17 protein-coding genes and 1 tRNA gene are annotated in these 15434 nt (G+C 59.0%); 13 read left to right on the top strand and 5 right to left on the bottom strand.

The window, feature by feature from the left end; genetic code table 11:
* Positions 1-4: 4 nt before the first annotated feature.
* A complete protein-coding gene (locus K6G35_RS09185; RefSeq protein ID WP_495675596.1) occupies positions 5-514 on the bottom strand; it encodes a hypothetical protein in 510 nt (169 codons plus the stop codon).
* Between the two features lie 1035 nt (positions 515-1549).
* Between K6G35_RS09185 and dusA the strand changes: the two genes are divergently transcribed.
* From dusA to K6G35_RS09165, 4 genes are all read left to right on the top strand, one after another.
* Positions 1550-2518 (top strand): tRNA dihydrouridine(20/20a) synthase DusA, encoded by a 969-nt coding sequence (gene dusA / locus K6G35_RS09180; RefSeq protein ID WP_051705377.1) that lies wholly within the window; start codon positions 1550-1552, stop codon positions 2516-2518.
* Positions 2519-3442: 924 nt separating this feature from the next.
* On the top strand, positions 3443-3703 hold the full coding sequence (locus K6G35_RS09175) for a hypothetical protein (protein ID WP_008650643.1): 261 nt from the start codon (positions 3443-3445) through the stop codon (positions 3701-3703).
* Between the two features lie 114 nt (positions 3704-3817).
* Positions 3818-3893 (top strand) — tRNA-His (locus tag K6G35_RS09170).
* 173 nt (positions 3894-4066) lie between these two features.
* Positions 4067-4276, top strand: coding sequence for a DUF3079 domain-containing protein (locus tag K6G35_RS09165; RefSeq protein ID WP_008650658.1), 210 nt, complete (start codon positions 4067-4069; stop codon positions 4274-4276).
* Positions 4277-4354: 78 nt separating this feature from the next.
* Here K6G35_RS09165 and aspT read toward each other — a convergent pair whose 3' ends face one another.
* Both aspT and K6G35_RS09155 read right to left on the bottom strand, forming a co-directional pair.
* Positions 4355-6040 carry an aspartate-alanine antiporter gene (gene aspT / locus K6G35_RS09160; RefSeq protein ID WP_008650662.1) on the bottom strand — a complete coding sequence of 562 codons (1686 nt, stop codon included), beginning with the start codon at positions 6038-6040 and terminating at the stop codon, positions 4355-4357.
* 55 nt (positions 6041-6095) lie between these two features.
* Positions 6096-7712, bottom strand: a complete 1617-nt coding sequence (locus K6G35_RS09155; RefSeq protein ID WP_008650666.1) for a bifunctional aspartate transaminase/aspartate 4-decarboxylase — start codon at positions 7710-7712, stop codon at positions 6096-6098.
* Between the two features lie 269 nt (positions 7713-7981).
* Between K6G35_RS09155 and K6G35_RS09150 the strand changes: the two genes are divergently transcribed.
* On the top strand, positions 7982-8254 hold the full coding sequence (locus K6G35_RS09150) for a hypothetical protein (protein ID WP_495675595.1): 273 nt from the start codon (positions 7982-7984) through the stop codon (positions 8252-8254).
* A gap of 116 nt (positions 8255-8370) precedes the next feature.
* Here the strand turns inward: K6G35_RS09150 and K6G35_RS09145 are convergent, their stop codons facing one another.
* Positions 8371-8544: a hypothetical protein gene (locus tag K6G35_RS09145; protein WP_008650669.1), complete on the bottom strand. Its 174-nt coding sequence runs from the start codon at positions 8542-8544 to the stop codon at positions 8371-8373.
* Positions 8545-8667: 123 nt separating this feature from the next.
* Entirely contained in the window at positions 8668-9324 is a 657-nt protein-coding gene (gene lexA, locus K6G35_RS09140; RefSeq protein ID WP_008650670.1) for a transcriptional repressor LexA, read from the bottom strand.
* A 205-nt stretch (positions 9325-9529) separates the two neighbouring features.
* Here lexA and K6G35_RS09135 point away from each other — a divergent pair, with 205 nt between their 5' ends.
* The 8 genes from K6G35_RS09135 (at position 9530) to K6G35_RS09100 (ending at position 15421) form a co-directional block, all read left to right on the top strand.
* The gene (locus K6G35_RS09135) at positions 9530-10531 is read left to right on the top strand and encodes an asparaginase (RefSeq protein ID WP_040011238.1); all 1002 of its coding nucleotides are present in this window, start codon (positions 9530-9532) and stop codon (positions 10529-10531) included.
* Positions 10532-10648: 117 nt separating this feature from the next.
* On the top strand, positions 10649-11023 hold the full coding sequence (gene rpsF / locus K6G35_RS09130; protein ID WP_008650672.1) for a 30S ribosomal protein S6: 375 nt from the start codon (positions 10649-10651) through the stop codon (positions 11021-11023).
* Positions 11024-11043: 20 nt separating this feature from the next.
* Positions 11044-11343: a primosomal replication protein N gene (gene priB / locus K6G35_RS09125; protein ID WP_495675594.1), complete on the top strand. Its 300-nt coding sequence runs from the start codon at positions 11044-11046 to the stop codon at positions 11341-11343.
* Positions 11344-11346: 3 nt separating this feature from the next.
* Entirely contained in the window at positions 11347-11625 is a 279-nt protein-coding gene (rpsR, locus tag K6G35_RS09120; protein ID WP_006163606.1) for a 30S ribosomal protein S18, read from the top strand.
* Positions 11626-11655: 30 nt separating this feature from the next.
* A complete protein-coding gene (gene rplI / locus K6G35_RS09115) occupies positions 11656-12108 on the top strand; it encodes a 50S ribosomal protein L9 (protein WP_495675593.1) in 453 nt (150 codons plus the stop codon).
* A 120-nt stretch (positions 12109-12228) separates the two neighbouring features.
* Positions 12229-13620: a replicative DNA helicase gene (locus K6G35_RS09110; RefSeq protein WP_008650675.1), complete on the top strand. Its 1392-nt coding sequence runs from the start codon at positions 12229-12231 to the stop codon at positions 13618-13620.
* 150 nt (positions 13621-13770) lie between these two features.
* The gene (locus K6G35_RS09105) at positions 13771-14397 is read left to right on the top strand and encodes a DUF47 domain-containing protein (RefSeq protein WP_008650676.1); all 627 of its coding nucleotides are present in this window, start codon (positions 13771-13773) and stop codon (positions 14395-14397) included.
* A gap of 13 nt (positions 14398-14410) precedes the next feature.
* Positions 14411-15421, top strand: a complete 1011-nt coding sequence (locus K6G35_RS09100; RefSeq protein ID WP_008650677.1) for an inorganic phosphate transporter — start codon at positions 14411-14413, stop codon at positions 15419-15421.
* Positions 15422-15434: the final 13 nt, after the last annotated feature.

Below are 15434 nucleotides of genomic sequence, written 5' to 3'. Positions count from 1 at the left end.
CGCCCTAGCGGTCGGCGCTGCGGTTCTTGGTGCTAGACCTGATTTCGTTCTTGCGTTCGCGGCGGAGGGCCTCCGAGTTGGCGATGAACGCGCCACCTTCAGGACGATACTCCAGGATGGCTTCGGCCTTGGATGTGCGCCATCGGTAATGGTGTTTCAGATCGGGATGGGGCTGGCTGGGTACACCGTATGCTTCGGTTAGCGCCAGCTTTATCGCGTCGCCGTCGCGTTCGCTCGGGAACGTAATGACCAAAGAAGAGAACCGGTCCTTGTAGAAGCAATATCGGATGTCGCTCAAGGTTGCCTTGCCCATTGTGAGCGTGTCGTCTGGTCGCTCATAACAGTGCTCCCCTATTGCAAGACTCTGAGTTTTCCGGGCATTCGGGATTGACGAGACAGGATCACCCCAGCGCAAACCGCGGAACCCGTTGATGGGCTGTGCTGCGAAGACGGCGCCGTTGAATACTGAGACGGCCAAGACGAGCAGGAGCAGCGCTGGGGCAGGGGATTTCATCGGTGAGTCCTACCGCTCGCACTAGAGCTAGTCGTTCCGTTGCTCGTCGAGATAAATCGACTGTAGTCCGTCCGCAATCTGCGTGGTCGTCAGGTCCGGGACTTTGCCTCCCCAGGGGTCTGGTGAGGCCAATATCTGGAGGTCTGTAGGAAATAGCTCGAGGACGGCTCCAGGGTAAAGACATGCTGGAACTGCATCCAACTCACCTGTCGGCTTCACCAGAAACACCTCGAAAAGGCGTGGCCTGCCTTGGTGGTCTTTGCCAGCTACGTAGTAGTAACGTCGTTCGTTCGCTACAAGAGACGATGCAATGTAAGGCGGGATGATGTCGGGAATTTGCGAGCTCTTTTCGGCGAATATGCGAGCGAGCTCAATCAGAGTTGGTTCTTCTGCGGCAGGTTCCAGGGATTCTGTCGTTCTTATCCTGCTGTCCATCTATGCAATCGAGCGCCCCAGATTCTCCGGTGCGTACGTGTCGTGGTGTATGCACTTCTCGAAACGCCATAGTCCGGGCCGCGTCGATGTCGCAGAAAAAAGCGCCCGACGAGGGGCGCTATGCAGATAGCGGGGGTTGAGCGCGCTAGTGGCGTTTTGATTCTGCTTACGTCGCGCCAGGTGGTCCATAGGCCTGGGCTGAAAGTGCTGGGAGCACATGCTGCCTCGTTCCGCATGTCATGGAAGTGCAGGTTGCCGATTTCGAGCATTTTGCAGGCGCGGGTAAAGGCGGTGCTCACGGGGTCGCCTGTTTCCGGTCAAACGTCTTGGCCTCGGTGAACATCACGCCGCCGCCTTGCTTCAGGCGAATCTGCGCGGTGTACCCTATACTTCCGTCCTTTCGCACGCGTTGCATGATCGTCCCCATGGCCCCGGTGCTACACGAGTAATAGTGGTGCTATATCGTGGCGCTTTACCCGGAAAATGGGACGAAACAGGCAGAATCAGTAGGCAATGGAACAGACCAGCAGCACCCCGCAAACCGATTCCAGAGGCGGAATCCAAGGAAATATCAGGCCCCGTAGAATTTCTGTGGCGCCCATGATGGACTGGACTGATCGCCATTGTCGGACGTTTCACCGCGCCCTGAGTCAATACACCTGGCTCTATACGGAGATGGTGACGACTGGTGCGCTGCTGCACGGCGATGTCGCGCGGCATCTCGATTTCAGTGCGGCGGAGCAACCCGTGGCGCTGCAGCTTGGCGGTAGCGAGCCGGCGGACCTTGCCCAGGCGGCAAAACTGGGCGAGCAATGGGGCTACAAGGAAATCAATCTGAACTGCGGTTGTCCGTCCGAGCGCGTGCAACGCGGTGCGTTTGGTGCGTGCCTGATGGCCGAACCGCAGCTTGTGGCCGACTGTGTGAAGGCAATGCGCGATGTCGTGTCGGTGCCGGTGACGGTCAAGCACCGCATCGGCATTGATACGATCGAACACTACGGATTTGTGCGTGATTTTGTCGGCACCATTGCGGAGGCCGGCTGTGACATATTTATCGTCCACGCGCGCAATGCGATTCTGAAGGGGCTGAGCCCAAAGGAGAATCGCGAAATTCCACCGCTGCGATATGAAGTTGCCTATGAGCTAAAGCGGGAATTTCCACATCTGGAGATCCTGATTAATGGTGGCGTTGTTTCGTACGGTGAAATAGACGAGCACCTGAGGCACGTCGACGGCGTAATGATCGGGCGTCAGGCTTATCACGATCCCTATTTCCTGTCGGAAATGGATGCGCGTTTCTATGGCGGGACTGAGCCTAACGTGACGCGCGAAATGGCCGAACTGGCGATGCAGGCATATATCGGCGATCTCGTGGAGAAGGGCGGGTATATGGGGGCTGCAACGCGCCATATGCTTGGCCTCCATCGCGGAATCTATGGTGGCCGTGGTTGGCGCCGTGTGCTTTCCGATGCCCGTCGAATGAACGCAGCGCGCTCCCGTGCAGATGTTGATGCCCTGTTCGAGGAGGCGCGCTCACACCTTCGTCCAGGCCTCCAGGAAGCGGCGTAATTTGATGTCAGTCAGATTTCTGCATGTCGAGGAAAGGTTCTAAAAACGAACGCTCGTGCCATGCGATCGGGCGCAAATGTATGCTGCTGAGCCGTTTGCGCCCGTCGGACCGTCCGAAACCCGCGCCGGCAAAGGGATTCCCCTAATTCGCCAGTGGCGCCTCATGTTCTTAAACTGTGCCTGCCCTCGAATACAGGGCTTTCTTCAACTGATTTTGCAGCCCGCCTTGTGCGGGCTGTTTTTTCTTGTTGGGCCTGTTTCGTCACATCTCGACCCTTGGGTTTGCCCGGATAGTGTGTGCTGCATGCAGCGACTACATTGAAAGCGCCTTCAGGGCATTGAGATCGCAAATTGAGAGTCCGCGCTGCGGGCTCTTTTTTTGTCTCCATACCTGTGAGGATGCTTTTCGGACACAGCGCTTCGACGCACATGTGGTGAAAGAGTTCCGTGCCTGTCGGGTGGAAATAATATAATTGGCCGGCAACGAATTATTCCAATTATCCTGGCCTGACAAAAAAACAGGCGACGCTTGTTCGAGAGTCGCCTGACGGGAATGTCGAGGGGGGTCAATTTCCCTCGCGAAAGAGTATCTATCAGCACCGCCTTCAGGTTGTACCCTGCATTGGTGGGGCAGGCAGTTCACATTGCCAGCGCGGATTGCAATCAATCCAAACTCAAGAAATTCAACGCGCGTGCTTGTCGGTTGTTGGGGTGATTCTCGGGTAATAGAACTGAAGAGCAGGCGCTGCCACCATGCTAGGATGCCGACCGGTGTCATGAGAGTGACGCTCGGGCTGAACCACGACGATGTCTGGCGTGGTCTCAGTGGAGGAATAGAAGAGTAGGGGTTGGCCGGTCGCTCCCAAAGCATTTGCGCATGCAAGTGCCGTGAGTGCGCCCGGAAGCGAATCCTGGAGGTTCAGAATGGGATCAGAAGAGCCGTTCGGCGAAGTTTTCGAGGGCTGCCGGGTGATATGGGTAGTCGAGCAACTACAGGACGGGAAATGGACGGCGCGTTACTGCTGGCACGCGGGGATTTCGGCCGAATCAGGCAGGGCGCTACAGAGTGATGTACTTAACGGCAAGTCGAAGCGACTGCTGGCCCTGTATCCGACCGAGGCAGAGACGATCGCCGCCATCAAGGAAGCTGTGCTGCTGGAGGCAAAGTGGCAGGGAAGTCGATAAAGCATCTGGAAGCGTTGTCGAATTTTTTGTGCGTGATACTAGCCACAGAATCAAAAGCCATGTATAGTCTTGTTCTTCGTTGAACGGCAGTGCCGGCAGCGAAGAATCTCTACGGTGGCTGTAGCTCAGTTGGTAGAGTCCAGGATTGTGATTCCTGTCGTCGTGGGTTCGAGTCCCATCAGCCACCCCAAAGAATTGTCGTCAAAACAGCGCCTCCGGGCGCTGTTTTGCATTTCGGCAAAGCTTCTTGTGGACGAGGGATAGGCGCGCTTGCGTTGGATCAACTATCCCCGCAATCAGTCGTACGTCCAGATTCGCCAGGGCTACTATCAAGCCATCGGACAACAGCCTCTCTCGCTTGTCATGGCTAAGAAGTTTCCCCTGCATCCCGCACACCCGGAGCGCGTGTGCTGGGGGTGCGACAAATTCTGTTCGACCGATGCAATGGGCTGTGGCAATGGCTCAAGCCGCACACAGCACCCCGCCGAATTGCTCGGCGAAGATTGGTATCTACATGGCGACTGGGGCATCGAGCCTCAACTCGATGCCCCAGCAAAGACCGGGCTTGGATAACCAGTCGGTCGATTTGATCGCTTCAATCCCCTGAAGCCGGTCTGCACCGCCCAAATGCAGCTTGAGCGGCGCAAACGCTCATGAAAGTATCATGATGACGACCATCCCCCAGATTGTCAGCAGGGTGTTGCCCACAGCGTAGGTCACGGTATATCCAAGGCCTGGCACTTGGCTTTTTGCCGTCTCGCAGATCATGCCGAGCGCAGCAGTGGTTGTGCGCGCGCCGGCACAGACTCCAAGCACGAGTGCCGGATGAAAGCGGAAGACGTACTTGGCCAGGTACATGCCGATAATCAGCGGAACCGATGTGGCGAAAATACCCCAGAGGAAGAGGCTGACACCGAGTTTCTGCAGGCCGGCAATAAAGCCAGGGCCCGCGGAAATACCGACGACCGCGATGAACACATTGAGGCCAACCGAGTTCATGAACCAAAGAGTCGGTTCAGGTATGCGTCCGAAAGTCGGGTGAATGGCCCGGTACCAACCGAAGATAATACCCGCGATCAGCGCGCCACCTGCCGTGGAAAGCGTCAGGGGAATACCGGCGACGTTGATCACGATGGCGCCGATAAATGCGCCGACGGTAATCGCCAGCGACACGAATGCCACGTCGGTCACCGTCGTCGGGCGGTCGATATATCCGACATGCTTTGCCGTTGCATTGATGTCCTGCGTGCGGCCGACCACGGTGATGACGTCACCGCGGTAGAGCTTGGTTTTCGGCAGTACGGGGATGACTGTTTCCGTTGGTCCGCGCTTGATCTTCTTCAGGAAAATTCCACGCGCACCGGGCCACCGAGACATCTCCTGCAGCGTGTGGCCATCAACCTCCTTGTTGGTGATATAGATGTCCACACCCTCCGTCTGCACATTGAGCAGTTCTGAGTCTTCCACTTCCCGGCCGCTTGGTCCCAGTCTGGCAATCAGTTGATCGCGCTTTCCGCCTATTGCGACGATATCGCCAGGCTCCAGAACGGTATCGAGTTGTGCCTCGATAATCTTGCCGCCTCGGCGAATGCGTTCGATAAAGGCGCGTACGCCTTCGGCCGTGCTGGCCTCCAGTTCGGCTACGGACTTGCCGATGTATGGGCTGTGGGGGGCCAGCGCGTAGGCTCGCAGCTCAAACTCATGCCATTCGGTGCCTTCTCCGTCTGCTCCGGCTCCAAGTTGCTGCTCATAATCCTTGCAGGCAGCTACAAGGTCGATGCCAAGCAGTTTGGGGCCGATCTGCGCCAGGAGAATTGCCGAGCCGACTGTACCGAAGATATACGTGACCGCATAGGCGATCGGCATGCCGTCCAGAAGCTGTTTGGCCTCTTCCGGAGATCGGCCCAGGCGATTGATGGCATCAGTGGCGAGACCCATGGAAGCCGAGATTGTCTGCGAACCCGCAAACAATCCGGCTGCCGACCCGAGATCGTATCCGGCGACCATCGCCGCAATGATTGATGCGGCGAGACACAGCACCGCGACTATCGCAGCAAAAATGGCTTGGGGAATGCCATCCTTCGCAATGCCGCGAACGAACTGCGGGCCGACGCCATAGCCCACCGCAAACAGAAACATCAGGAAAAAGACGGATTTCACGTTCGCGGAGATCTTCACGCCGAGGATGCCGATGACGATCGCCACCAGCAGCGTCGATGTCACGGCGCCCAGGCTGAACCCCTTGTAGCTCTTCCCGCCTACCCAGTAGCCGATTCCCAGTGCGAGAAAAATCGCGATCTCGGGGTACGCCTTGAGGGTGGAGACAAACCAGGTCATAGCCTACTCCTGTATTTGTAGACTGATTAGTCAGAACTGCCTTGCCGCGACCGGGTTATTTCTTTTTCGGCTTCTGCGTCTTGCCGCCGGACTCCTGGTATCGCGCCAGATATTCGTCGCGCAGCTTGCGCACCGAGCGCCCGATCTTCACGTAGTCCTCTTCATTCAGATTGGCGAGCGAAACGCGACCAGAGGGGTGACGGGTGCCGAAGCCACCGCCAGGCAACAGGACCACGCCGGCTTCCTCAGCGAGTCTGAACAGGAGCTCATGCGGCTGAATCGATTCGAGCAACCATTTGACGAAATCGGCGCCGACTTCGCGGCTCATTTGTTCGACATCGAGCAGCGTGTAGTAGTCGACCACGTTCTCGTCGACGGGTTCCGGCGCAACGCCCATGCCGCGATAGAGCGCGGCCTTGCGGCTTCTGATCAGCCGCTTCATGGTTTGCTTGTAGTGGTCGGCGGAATCCATCAGCGAGAACAGGGAGAACAGCACCATCTGCACCTGCTGCGGCGTGGAAAGACCGGCGGTATGGTTCAGTGCCACCGTGCGGCTGTCGGCAACCACTCGGTCGATAAAGGGCAGCTTCTCCGGTTCGGTGGTGATGGAGGAATAGCGCTTGTTCAGATCCTTCTGAATATTCTTGGGTAGGTTCGCCAGTTGCTCGTCGAAGAGATTCGACTTGTGGGTGGCAATAACGCCGAGGCGCCAGCCAGTGGCACCGAAGTACTTGGAGTACGAATACACCAGGAGCGTGTTCTTGGGACACATCGCAAACAGCGAGACGAAATTGTCGGCGAAGGTACCGTACACATCGTCTGTCAGGAGAATCAGATCTGGGCGTTCTTCAACGATGCTGGCGATGTATTTCAGGCTTTCATCGCTCATTTTTACGGAAGGCGGATTGCTGGGGTTCACCAGGAAAAACGCCTTAACCTTGGGATCTCGCAGCTTGTCGAGTTCCTTCTTCGGGTACTGCCATCCACTTGCGGGGTCGGCATCGATCGAAACCTCGGTCAGGTGGTATTCGGCCAGTTCCGGAATTTCGATATACGGCGTGAAGATCGGCATTCCCAGTGCGATCGTGTCACCGGGATTGATCAGATGATTGACCTTCAACGAATTGAAGAGGTACGTCATCGCGGCGGTTCCGCCTTCCACGGCGTACAGGTCGAAATCGCCCAGGAACGGATGCGCGCCAATCATTTCCTTGCGGATGTACTGTTTGACGATCTTCTCGCTCAGTCGGAGCATCCGGTCGGGAACCGGATAGTTGCAGGCCAGGATCCCTTCGCACATTTCGTACAGGAAATCACCGCCATCCAGACCGAGCTGGTCGCGCACATACGATACGGCCCCGGTCAGGAACTTGACGCCGGGAACGTCCTTGTGCACGCGGGCATAAAGGTCGAACCGCTCCTCGATACCTGCGCGTCGCGGGAAACCGCCGACACCTTCTGGCAAATACGAAAATGACCTTTCCGATTCGATCATGGCGAACTGGCCGAGCTGCCAGAAACCATGTCGCGGGATGGTTGCCAGAAAATTCGGATTACCTCGCCCGGCGTTTAGCATCAGGCGATTCGATACGCTTCCTGCCAACTTGATGAGTTCGTCCTTGAGTTCGAAAGGCGACAGGCTGGCGAGCCCTGACGTATCGTGCTTGGCCATCGTGCATCTCCTGAAGGTGCTGTGCGGTATAGGGGCGTGGGAGGGACGAAAGGCTTCAACCTCTCGTCATCGTCGGATCGAATGGGGCAAAACTATGCTGGGTTGGCGCTTTCCGCCACGATCGACGTTCTCGGTTGTTACCCTAGCCGGAGAGCGAGAAATTTTCATTGGCCCAAAGAACTACGAATGGTCAGGAAAATGCGCGACGTCGCGAAATCGGGCAAATAATCTGTAAAGATCAGGAATTGCAGATGCTGCGGAGGAGAAGCATGACGCTCAGATTTCACGAACTCTCTCCCGATGTGCGGGAGGCTCTGGAGTCCATTTGCGCCAGGCACGGATTCGTCCCCGAGGATTTCAAATTCGCGGTTGCGTACGCGCTCAATCCGGGGGAGGGGGCTGCGGATATGGTGACTGTCGAACGCGTGGTCGGCGGTCAGTTGCAGAAATACAAAGGAGGCGCTAGCGGGGCTGCGACCTGGCTGGCTGCCTTTGAGGCAGACCTCGCGTCCGATTGGTTCGGCGCGCCGTTGGCCGATTAATGTCGAGTCAGATTGATGATGGTCGGGCCCCGATCAGCGTCGGGTCCCGGGGCCATCATCGCCCGTACATGCAGCAATGCGCTGCAGTGCATGGTGGCGGAAGAGAGCGGGCTGCCTCAATCAAGAGTTTTCGAGGAGGGTTCAGCAAGCTCGAGCATTCGGCAGATGGCGGCCATATTGCCGACCATGGTGCGGCGATGGGTGCCCTGGTAGACGCGAACGCCCTTGATCTGGCGGAAGGGGACCGGCTTGACCGGACGGCGGGATGCGACGGTTTCGGATTGCAGCATGGCAACACCTCGTAATTTGCGTTCAGCAGAAGTCCGCACCCGTCGTCCGTAAAGGACGGGGCGGCGTTGGCAAAGCAAAAGCGGGTGACCGGGGCAGGTGGCCAGCTGCCTGGGTCCGGAGAGTCAGAAGCCTGAAGATCTGATCAGGCCAACTGCGATACCCTCCAGGGAGAACTCATCACGTCCTGCATGCAAGACGATGTTCTGGAAGTCGGGGTTCTCGGCGATCAACTCGATCGTATCGCCGCGTTTCTTCAAGCGTTTGACGGTGACGTCATCGCCCAGACGGGCGACGACAACCTTACCGTTCGCAGCTTCGCTGGCTTTCTTCACGGCAAGCAGGTCGCCATCCAGAATGCCGGCGTCGCGCATGCTCAGGCCGCGAACGCGAAGTAGATAGTCGGGGCGCTCGTCAAAGACAGAGGCATCGACTTGATACTGCCGGTCGATATGCTCGGCAGCCAGAATCGGGCTGCCAGCTGCGACACGACCGACTAATGGCAATGTCAGTTGCAGCACACCCGCCATCGGTAACGAGAACTGATCGGGTCGTTCAGAGTCGCTACGCGTCACCTTCAGGCGAATGCCTCGCGATGCGCCCGGCGTCAGCTCGATCACGCCCTTGCGCGCCAGAGCCCGCAGGTGTTCCTCGGCCGAATTGGGGGAGGAGAAGCCGAATTCGGCGGCGATCTCAGCACGAGTGGGCGGAAAGCCCGTGTTGCGGATCGTGTCGCGGATCAGGTCGAAAATCTGCTGCTGCCGGGGTGTCAGGGTCGCCATGGGTCGCAGGTCTTGTGCCGAAGCACTGTATGTTTAAACAGTATGCTGTGATTTTATACAGTATCGGGTGAAGTGCAAGCACATTTTGCGCAGCCGGCTCAACACGAGTAGTTCCGTGGGGTGAGGCCCACGGGTTTGCCACGGGTTCGGCCAAGCGTTCGCGCAGTTACAATCGGCCCGCCTTCAAGCTCCGTCAACCCCGTCCATGTCCGTACTCCTGCCTCGTATCGTTGTGCTCGCGACTGGCGGCACCATCGCCGGTTCGTCCGCTAATCCTGCCAGTAGCGCGCACTATCAGGCTGCGACAGTACCTGTATCGCAACTTGTGCAGGCAGTGCCCGCGCTGGCAGATGTGGCGCGGGTCGAAGCGGAGCAGGTGGCGCAGGTGGACAGCAAGGACATGATGTTCGATCTCTGGCGGTTGCTTGCCGCGCGAATCGGGTATTGGTCCGCGCAGGCCGATGTCGCCGGAATCGTGATCACACATGGCACTGACACGCTGGAAGAGACGGCGATGTTCCTGCATCTGACGCAGGCTTGCCCGTTGCCTGTCGTGATGACTGCGGCCATGCGCCCATCGACATCGCTTTCGGCTGACGGGCCGCTGAACCTGCTCGATGCGGTGCGCGTGGCGGCAAGCCCGGCGGCGGTTGGCAAGGGTGTGCTCGTGGTCCTGAATCAGCAGATTCATGCCGCGCGTGATGTCGTCAAGGCGCATACGTCGGCTGTCGATGCTTTCCATTCGCCAGTTGCCGGTCCGCTTGGCTTTGTGCAGGATACCTACGTCCATTTCTCGCGCACCCCGGGTCCTGGTCAGGCGCCGCGCTTGCCGGTGCCCGCTGTATGGCCGTTGGTGGAGATCGTCGCCAGCTATGCGCAGCCGGGGAGGGTAGCTATCGACGCGATGGTGGCCGCAGGCGTGCTAGGGTTCGTCGTGGCCGCGGCTGGCAACGGTTCCGTGCACGAAACGCTGACGGCCGCGCTGGTCGACGCCGCGGCATGTGGTATAGCGGTGGCGCGTAGTTCGCGTACCGGTGCTGGTCATGTGGCAATCCCCGCACCGCCGCGACCGATAGGTGGCGTATTCGTCTCGTCGGGTGACCTCAACCCCTACAAGGCGCGCGTGCTGCTGCTGCTGGCGTTGGCTGACGACCCTTCGCTGGGGCGCGATGCGGCCCGGCTTCAGGCGCTCTTCGAGCGGTACTGAGGCAGGCCGGGCGCCGAATTCTTGCGGGAAGGCCCCTTTCCGGGCTATACTCGCGGGCTACTCAACCTTGCCGCACCGGACGTGACGCCCGGGTGGCTCATCCCAAAAGGAGCGTCAATGCGTCATTACGAAATCGTATTTATCGTCCATCCGGACCAGAGTGAACAAGTGCCGGCGATGATCGAGCGTTACAAGCAGCTCGTCACGTCGCAAAACGGCCAGATTCACCGCGTGGAAGACTGGGGCCGTCGTCAAATGGCCTACATGATCCAGAAGCTGGCCAAGGCTCACTACGTTTGCCTGAACATCGAATGCGGCAAGGACACGCTGGCTGAACTCGAACACGCGTTCAAGTTCAACGACGCCGTGCTGCGTCACCTGATCGTTCAGACCAAGAAGGCCGAGACTGCTCCTTCGCCGATGATGAAGGAAGTGCAGCGCGAAGAAGCCCGCAAGGCCGCGCAAACGACCACGGAAGGCCAGCCCGCCTAAGAGCGGACTGCATTGTTGCGGTGAACCAGCTTCGGCTGACCGCCACGCTCGTCGAGCGAGAGGCGTTGCGCTATACGCCGGCCGGAGTGCCCGTCGTCAACTGCATTCTGCAGCATACCGGCGAGGCGCTGGAGGCGGAAACGCCCCGGCAGGTGGAGTTCGCAATCGTGGCCATGGGCATTGGCGCCGTTGGCCAGCAGCTTGAGCGGTTGCCGCTCGATACGCTGCTCGATTGCGAAGGCTTTCTAGCCCACAAGCACCGCAACAGCAGGACACTGGTCTTTCACATCACTCGATGTAAAGCATTCGAAAAGGATTGAATCATGGCATTCGTCAAACGTGACAACAAGAACAAGAAGCGCTTTCAGCAACAGAACCCGCTGTTCAAGCGCAAGCGCTTCTGCCGCTTCACCGTGGCTGGCGTCGAACAGATCGACTACAAGGATCTGGACACGCTGAAGGACTTCATCGGCGACAACGGCAAGATCACGCCGGCTCGCCTGACCGGTACCAAGGCTCACTATCAGCGTCAGCTGGATACGGCCATCAAGCGCGCCCGCTTCCTGGCGCTGATGCCGTACACCGACCTGCACAAGAACTGATAGTCCCAGGACCGCAAGGAGAAATACACGATGCAAGTCATTCTGCTGGAAAAAGTCATCAACCTGGGTAGCCTGGGTGACATCGTTCGCGTGAAGGACGGTTACGCTCGTAACTTCCTGATCCCGACCAAGCGCGCACGCCGCGCAACGCAAAGCGCCATCGCCGAATTCGAAGTGAAGCGCGCCGAGCTGGAAAAGGCCGCCGCCGAGAAGCTGGCTGCCGCTCAAACCGAAGGCGAGAAGCTGAACGGCCTGACCGTCCAGATCACCCAGAAGTCGGGTGTGGACGGCCGTCTGTTCGGTTCGGTGACCAACGCCGACATCGCTGAAGCCCTGGCTGGTCAAGGCTTCAAGCTGGAGAAGGCTCAGGTTCGCATGCCGGCCGGTCCGCTGAAGGTTGTTGGCGACCACCCGGTCAGCGTTGCTCTGCACACCGACGTGGTGGTGGATGTGACCGTGGCCGTTCTGGGCGAGCACGTCTAAGCCGTACCCCGCGAAGCAGTGCGCCAGCTCGGTCTGGCGTACGCGATGCACAGAAAGGCAGGAGCTGCGCTCCTGCCTTTTTTGTTTGCGCGGCCCTCAGCGCCGCTATAATTGCCCCCCATGAACGCGCCCGCCGCAGATCCCCAACTAGACAGTCTCAAGGTTCCACCGCATTCCATCGAGGCCGAGCAATCGGTACTTGGCGGGTTGCTGCTGGATAACGCCGCCTGGGACCGGATTGCCGACTTCATTTCCGAAGCCGATTTCTATCGTTTCGACCATCGGCTGATCTTTCAAAGCATTGCCCGCCTGATCTCGGCGACCAAGCCGGCCGACGTGATCACTGTCTTCGAGATGCTCCAGGGAGCCGGCAAGGCCGAGGAGGTCGGAGGGCTGGCTTACCTGAACTCGCTGGCGCAAAACACGCCGAGTGCGGCCAATATCCGTCGTTACGCGGAAATCGTGCGCGAACGTGCGGTGCTGCGCAAGCTCGTGACCGTCGCCGATGACATTGCGTCGGCGGCCTTCGCGCCCAAGGGGCGTGAGGTGCGCGAGCTGCTCGACGAAGCCGAGTCGAAAGTATTCGCCATTGCCGAAGAGGGCGCGCGTGGCCAGAAGGGCTTCCAGGAGATCCAGCCGCTGCTGACGCAGGTGGTCGAGCGGATCGACGAGCTTTACCACCGTGACTCCACCAGCGATGTGACCGGCGTACCCACCGGTTTCATCGACCTCGACCGCATGACCAGTGGTATGCAGGCGGGGGATCTGATCATCGTGGCGGGACGCCCCTCGATGGGTAAGACGGCATTCTCACTGAATATTGGCGAGCACGTGGCCGTCGAGCAGGGGCTGCCTGTAGCGGTCTTCTCGATGGAAATGGCGGGCGTCCAGTTGGCCATGCGTATGCTGGGCTCGGTGGGGCGCCTCGATCAGCATCGCCTGCGTACCGGTCGACTGCTCGACGAGGACTGGCCGCGCTTGACGCACTCGATTCAGCGCATGAACGACGCGCAGTTGTTCATCGATGAGACGCCGGCGCTGAATCCCATGGAGTTGCGTGCCCGTTCCCGCCGTCTGGCGCGGCAATGCGGGCAGCTTGGCCTGATCATCATCGATTACCTCCAGCTGATGTCGGGTTCGGGTAGCGGCGAGAACCGTGCCACCGAGATCTCGGAGATCTCGCGTTCGCTGAAGGGGTTGGCCAAGGAGCTCAACTGCCCGGTCATTGCCTTGTCGCAGCTGAACCGCAGTCTGGAACAGCGCCCGAACAAGCGCCCCGTAATGTCCGACTTGCGAGAGTCGGGCGCTATCGAACAGGATGCCGACGTGATTCTGTTCATCTATCGCGACGAAGTTTACAACCCGGATTCGCAAGACAAGGGCACGGCCGAGATCATCATCGGCAAGCAGCGTAACGGTCCAATCGGCACCGTTAGGCTCACGTTCCTGGGTCAATTTACGAAGTTTGACAACTTTAGCGGTGGCCCGGCGTTCTTTGACAACGACACCTGATTCGCCGTGATTACCCCGCAGGGCGGCGCATACCTGTAAAATATTGCGCTTTGATGACAGCCGCCCTCGCGCGGCTGTCATGCAATTTGCCCTGCATCCCATTTGCAAAACAACCAAGCGCGGCCCTGAGGCGCGCCACAAGGACATTTCATGTTCGGTCGATTCATGCCCACTGAGGGCAAGTTCTTCGAATATTTCAACCAGCACGCCGATTGCGCGGTGACTGCAGCCCATGAGCTGGAGGCGCTGGTCAACGACCTGCCCAACGCCGAAGCCCATGCCCGGCGCGTGCAGGCCACCGAAAAGAAGGCGGACCGCGTCACGCATGACACGATCGACCTGCTGCACAAGACGTTCATCACCCCGCTGGACCGCGACGAGATTCACAAGCTCATCACGACCATGGATGACATCCTGGACCTGATGGAGGATGTGGCCGAGACGATTTCGCTGTACGACGTGACGAGCCTGACCGACGAGGCCCGTCGTCTGGCGGCGATCTGCGTGCAGTGCTGCGATCAGGTGAAGATTGCCGTTGCGCTGCTCGAAGACATGGGCAACGCCAGTGCGATCCTGAAGACCACGCAGCAGATCGACCAGCTCGAATCCGAGGCCGATCGTGTGATGCGCTCGGCGATGTCGAAGCTGTTCCGCGAGGAAACCGACGTCAAGCGTCTGATCAAGCTGAAGGCGATCTACGAACAGCTCGAGTCCATTACCGACAAGTGCGAGGACGTGGCCAACATCATCGAAGGCATCGTCCTGGAAAACGCCTGAGGCGCGTACTCGCATGCATACTGTTCAAATGAGCTTGTGGGTGATCGGCCTGTTGGTCGCGCTTGCGCTGCTGTTCGACTTCATGAACGGCTTCCACGACGCGGCCAACTCGATCGCCACGGTGGTTTCCACGGGCGTGCTCAAGCCGCACCATGCCGTGGCCATGGCGGCCATGTGCAACGTGATCGCCATCTTTATTTTCCACCTCAAGGTGGCAGCCACAGTCGGTACCGGAACCATCGACGTCAATATCGTCGATCATTACGTGATTTTTGGTGCCTTAGTTGGGGCGATTGCCTGGAACGTGATTACCTGGCTGTATGGCATCCCTTCGTCGTCCTCGCATGCCCTGATCGGCGGGCTGGTGGGTGCTGCGGTGGCCAAGGCAGGCACGGGCGCGCTGGTCGGCAACGGCCTGCTCAAGACCGTCGCGTTTATCCTGATCTCGCCGCTGCTCGGCTTCATCCTGGGTTCGATCATGATGGTGATCGTCGGCTGGACGTTCTTCCGCACGCCGCCGTCGCGCGTGGATCGCTGGTTCCGTCGCCTGCAACTGGTGTCGGCGTCGCTCTACAGCCTGGGTCATGGCGGTAATGACGCGCAGAAGACCATCGGCATTATCTGGATGCTGTTGATTGCCAGCGGTCATGTCGCAGTGGGTGGCGCTGCACCGCCGATGTGGGTGATTGTGAGCTGCTACCTGGCCATCGGTATGGGCACGCTATTCGGCGGTTGGCGGATCGTGCGCACGATGGGTCAGAAGATCACCAAGCTGAAGCCGGTGGGTGGCTTCTGTGCGGAGACGGGCGGTGCGATCACGCTGTTCATTGCTTCCGCGCTGGGTGTGCCGGTGTCGACCACGCATACGATCACCGGTGCGATCGTCGGCGTTGGCTCGGCTCAGAAGATGTCGGCCGTGCGCTGGGGCGTGGCGGGCAACATCGTGTGGGCCTGGGTCCTGACGATTCCGGCCTCGGCATTTATGTCCGCCATTGCCTGGTGGATCGGTAAGCAGATTCTGTAACGCTGGCAAGCGC

Source organism: Cupriavidus sp. HY129 (assembly GCF_059492215.1).
This window is presented reverse-complemented; position numbering and strand designations above follow the sequence as displayed.

Coding starts and splice junctions, on each gene's coding strand:
- rpsF (WP_008650672.1), top strand. CDS start 10,649: ATGCGTCATTACGAAATCGTATTTATCGTCCATCCGGACCAGAGTGAA.
- K6G35_RS09105 (WP_008650676.1), top strand. CDS start 13,771: ATGTTCGGTCGATTCATGCCCACTGAGGGCAAGTTCTTCGAATATTTC.
- K6G35_RS09150 (WP_495675595.1), top strand. CDS start 7,982: ATGACGCTCAGATTTCACGAACTCTCTCCCGATGTGCGGGAGGCTCTG.
- lexA (WP_008650670.1), bottom strand. CDS start 9,324: ATGGCGACCCTGACACCCCGGCAGCAGCAGATTTTCGACCTGATCCGC.
- rplI (WP_495675593.1), top strand. CDS start 11,656: ATGCAAGTCATTCTGCTGGAAAAAGTCATCAACCTGGGTAGCCTGGGT.
- K6G35_RS09165 (WP_008650658.1), top strand. CDS start 4,067: ATGGCTAAGAAGTTTCCCCTGCATCCCGCACACCCGGAGCGCGTGTGC.
- K6G35_RS09145 (WP_008650669.1), bottom strand. CDS start 8,544: ATGCTGCAATCCGAAACCGTCGCATCCCGCCGTCCGGTCAAGCCGGTC.
- rpsR (WP_006163606.1), top strand. CDS start 11,347: ATGGCATTCGTCAAACGTGACAACAAGAACAAGAAGCGCTTTCAGCAA.
- K6G35_RS09185 (WP_495675596.1), bottom strand. CDS start 514: ATGAAATCCCCTGCCCCAGCGCTGCTCCTGCTCGTCTTGGCCGTCTCA.
- K6G35_RS09155 (WP_008650666.1), bottom strand. CDS start 7,712: ATGGCCAAGCACGATACGTCAGGGCTCGCCAGCCTGTCGCCTTTCGAA.
- K6G35_RS09135 (WP_040011238.1), top strand. CDS start 9,530: ATGTCCGTACTCCTGCCTCGTATCGTTGTGCTCGCGACTGGCGGCACC.
- K6G35_RS09100 (WP_008650677.1), top strand. CDS start 14,411: ATGCATACTGTTCAAATGAGCTTGTGGGTGATCGGCCTGTTGGTCGCG.
- dusA (WP_051705377.1), top strand. CDS start 1,550: ATGATGGACTGGACTGATCGCCATTGTCGGACGTTTCACCGCGCCCTG.
- K6G35_RS09110 (WP_008650675.1), top strand. CDS start 12,229: ATGAACGCGCCCGCCGCAGATCCCCAACTAGACAGTCTCAAGGTTCCA.
- aspT (WP_008650662.1), bottom strand. CDS start 6,040: ATGACCTGGTTTGTCTCCACCCTCAAGGCGTACCCCGAGATCGCGATT.
- K6G35_RS09175 (WP_008650643.1), top strand. CDS start 3,443: ATGGGATCAGAAGAGCCGTTCGGCGAAGTTTTCGAGGGCTGCCGGGTG.